This is a genomic window from Streptomyces niveiscabiei (assembly GCF_001419795.1).
Classification (GTDB): Bacteria; Actinomycetota; Actinomycetes; order Streptomycetales; family Streptomycetaceae; genus Streptomyces; species Streptomyces niveiscabiei.
Map to the genome: position 1 here is coordinate 1 of NZ_LIRL01000934.1, position 3695 is coordinate 3695.

Here is a 3695-nt window from a genome sequence, read left to right on the forward strand (position 1 = left end):
GTATGAACCTTCCGGCCGCCGGGGACCGCGCGGCGGCCGGAAGGTTCATACCTTGCCACCTCGTCCGCCGTTTCCCTCCATTCACGGAGTTTTCGCTTCCGACGCGTAACGGACATGCCAAGAAAGCGTGTTAATATTCAACGGATCGCGTTAACCTTCAAGAACTCCCCCCGCACCCTTTTGAAGGATCGTCAACTTCAACGGTACTCCGCACACCGGACGCACGATCCGTCAATTCCTCAGGTACGGGACCCACCTTCGTTCGATTCCCCCTTCCCGGACATGAACTACGTGAGGTCACGTGTCACACAGTCCCCTACGCGGCCGATCACCAGAAATGAGCCTCATACTCCAGGCCTTCGCCGAAGCGGAGTCCAGCCGCGGCGGCGTGATACTCGTCTCAGGAGACGAGGGTTTCGGGAAATCGCGCCTCGTCCATGAGGTCGGCCGCATCGCCGAGGAGCGTGAATTCCGCCTCGTCCACGCCGGTGACGGCACATTCCCGCCGCGCTCCGACGACCGCCCCACCCTGACCGTCCTCGACGACCTGCACACCCAGACCGACCAGGCCCTGTTGCGCCGCCTCACCGCCGACCTGGCGTCGCTGCGCCGCCGCCCGCACCTGTGGCTGCTGACCCTGCGCGACCAGGCGTACAACCTCGACGTGCACCGCTTCGTGCGGGCGCTGGACGACTGGGGCTGCACGCGCCTGACGCTCGGCCGGCTCTCCCCCGACTCGGTCCAGGAACTCCTCACCGACATCCTCGGCGCGGCCCCCGACGTCGGCCTGACGGCGCTGGCCGCCGAGGCGGAGGGGCACCCCCTGCTGACGACCGCGCTGGCGACGGGGCTGCGGGAGGACGGCCAGGTCCGGATCGTGGGCCGCCGGGCCGCCCTGCTCTGCACGACCGTGCCCACCCGCCTCAGGTCCACGGTGAACTGCCTGCTCAGGGAGCAGGGCGAGCAGGTGCGGGACATGCTCAGGACGGCGGCCGTGCTGGGCCCGCAGTTCAGCCTCTGCGAACTCTCCGCGGTCCTCGCCGACGTACCCGCCGTGGGCCTGGCCGCCCTCGTGCAGCGGGCCGTGGACGCCGGGCTGCTGGACTGCCACGACGACGGCCGGCTCGCCTTCCGCAACGAACTGCTGCGCAGGACCGTCGTCGACGGCACCGCGCCGGGTGTCCGCCAGGTGCTCCTGACCGCCGCGTCCGCGACCGACACCGGCGCCGCCTCGCCGCACCCGTCCGGCGAGCGGAGCGCGGCGACCCTGTACGCGCGCGCCGTCTCGTCCCTCGACGAGGGCCGCACCGACCGGGCCCAGGAGGCGGCGACCGCCCTGTTCCACAACCGCGCGGCCGTCGAGGACGCCTCGGGGCAGGCGTTCGCGCTGGCGGTGCGCTCCACCTGCGCCCGGCTCGACGGGCGCCCGGCGGAGGCGCTGCGCCTGAGCCGCGAGGCCACCGCGGTGATCCCGCCCGGCCGGGCCGACCTCATGGACCAGCAGGTGGCGAACTCGGTCGCGCTGGAACTGTCCCTGCTGGGCGAGCCCTTCGAGGCCGAGCGGCTGCTGCGCAAGGCGGAGTGCTGGGCGGAGCCGTCCGGCCCGCCGCCCCAGGACCTCGCGCTCGCGACGGTCGCCGCGCGGCTGCTGAGCCTGAAGGGCGACCACCGCCGCGCCGACCGGTGGATCGCGGCGGCGCTGGGCGAGGTCCGCGAACCCGACAGCGCCCTGCTGCCCCTGGCGACCACGGTCCAGGCGCTCGCGGCCCTGCGCGGCGGCGATCTGGGCGACGCGGAGAAGCTGATGGCGCGCCGGCACGAGGAGTCGCTCCCGGCACACCGCGTGTTCTGCGCTCAGCCGGACTGGGTCGCCCTCCAGATCGCGGCCGAGCGGTACGGGGCGCCGCGCGCCGTCGAGCTGCTGGAGCGGCAGTACGCCGACCTGGTCACCGAGCCGCTGCTGTTCACGGAGGAGCCGGGTGCCGCCGCCTGGCTGGTGCGCACCGCGCTCGCCGGGCGGGCCCCGCACCTGGCCGAGCAGGTCGTCCGTACGGTGCGCACGCTCGCCCACGACAACGCGGACTACGCCCCGCTGAGCGTCTCGGCGCTGCACGCGGCGGGTCTGCTGCACCGGGACGAGGCCGCCCTGGCGCGGGCCCGCCGCGAGCACCGCTGCTCGTGGGCGGCCGGCGGGGCCGCGGAGGACCTGGGCGTCCTGCTGCTGGCCGGGGGCCGGGGCGAGAGTTCGGCGCTGCGGCAGTTCGGCGCGGCGCGCGAGCTGTACGAGGAGGCCGGGGCGCTGCGGGACGCGGCCCGGGTCGCGGCGCGGCTCAGGCTGTCCCCGGCGCCTTCAACGCGGCCCTCGGAAAACCGACCGGTTGGTCCGGAACAGGAGCTGACCCACTCCGAGCGGGCGGTCGCCGAGCTGGTCGTGCTGGGCATGACCAACCGGCAGGTCGCCGGGAAGCTGCACCTGTCCTCGTACACGGTCAACTACCACCTGCGGAACATCTTCCGGAAGTTCGGCATCAAGTCCCGGGTGGAGCTGGCGCGTTGCTACCAGGACGACGGCCCGGACGTGCCCGAGCTGGCGCTGCGGCACGGCGCCCGGCCCGCGTAGCCCCCCCAACTCGCGCAGATAGCAGCAGAGAGCAGAGGAACAGGTGACGGTCATGCCCGCGAAGCCCTCCGCCGACGTCTCCCCCGTGAGCCGGGCGGCCCGTCTCGTCGCGGAGCTGTCCGCGCACGATCCGCAGTACCGGGCCGCGATGCCGCTCCCGGCGGTCCGCGAGGCGGTCCGTGAGGTCGCGCGCGACCAGGTGCTGTCGCGGACGGTGGCGACGGTGATGGAGGGGTACGCCGACCGCCCCGCCCTGGCCCGGCGGGCGACGGAGCCCGTCACGGACCCGGTCTCCGGGCGGACCCGCCTGCGGACGCTCCCCGAGTTCACGACCGTCACCTACGGCGAGCTGTGGGCGCGGGCCGGGGCGATCTCGGCCGAGTGGGCGGCGGACCCCGAACTCCCGCTGTCCCCGGGCGACTTCGTGGCGCTCTACGGCTTCACCAGCGGCGACTACGTCACGGTCGACCTGGCGTGCCTGCGCCACGGCGCGGTGTCCGTGCCGCTCCAGTCCGGCGCGCCGGTCGCCGGGCTCGCCCCGATCCTCGCGGAGACCGGGCCGAAGGTTCTCGCGGTCAGCCTCGAACTCCTCGACCGGGCCGTGGAGTTGGCCCTGTCCGCCGAACTCGCCCCGCGTCTGGTCGTGTTCGACTTCCACGCCGGGGACGACGCGCAGCGCGAGGCGTTCGAGGCGGCGTCCGCGAGGCTGACGGCCGCCGGGCACGCCGCCCCGCTGCCGCTGGAGGAGGTGATCGGACGCGGGCGCGCCCTGCCCCCGGCCCCGCTGTTCGTGCCGGGCCCCGACGAGGACCCGGTCCGGCTGCTCATCTACACGTCCGGCAGCACCGGCACTCCCAAGGGCGCCATCCAGACGGAACGCATGCTGCACCGGGCGTGGGCGGGCGCCGTCCCCATCCCCGACGACGTGGCCTCCATCGTCGTCAACTACCTGCCGCTGAGCCATGTCGCGGGCCGTTCCTCGCTGGTGGAGACGCTGCGCCGGGGCGGGATCTCCTACTTCACCGCGCACAGCGACCTGTCGGACCTGTTCGAGGACATCGCGCTCGCCCGCCCG

At 73.7% G+C, this 3695-nt stretch carries 2 protein-coding genes; both read left to right on the forward strand.

Translation table 11 applies throughout. The features are described 5' to 3' along the window. Positions 1 to 301 precede the first annotated feature (301 nt). The gene (locus tag AOK24_RS37240; RefSeq protein ID WP_338060971.1) at positions 302 to 2620 is read left to right on the forward strand and encodes a helix-turn-helix transcriptional regulator; all 2319 of its coding nucleotides are present in this window, start codon (positions 302 to 304) and stop codon (positions 2618 to 2620) included. Between the two features lie 52 nt (positions 2621 to 2672). Further along, a partial coding sequence (locus tag AOK24_RS37245; protein WP_240554301.1) for an AMP-binding protein occupies positions 2673 to 3695 on the forward strand: 1023 nt, incomplete at its 3' end.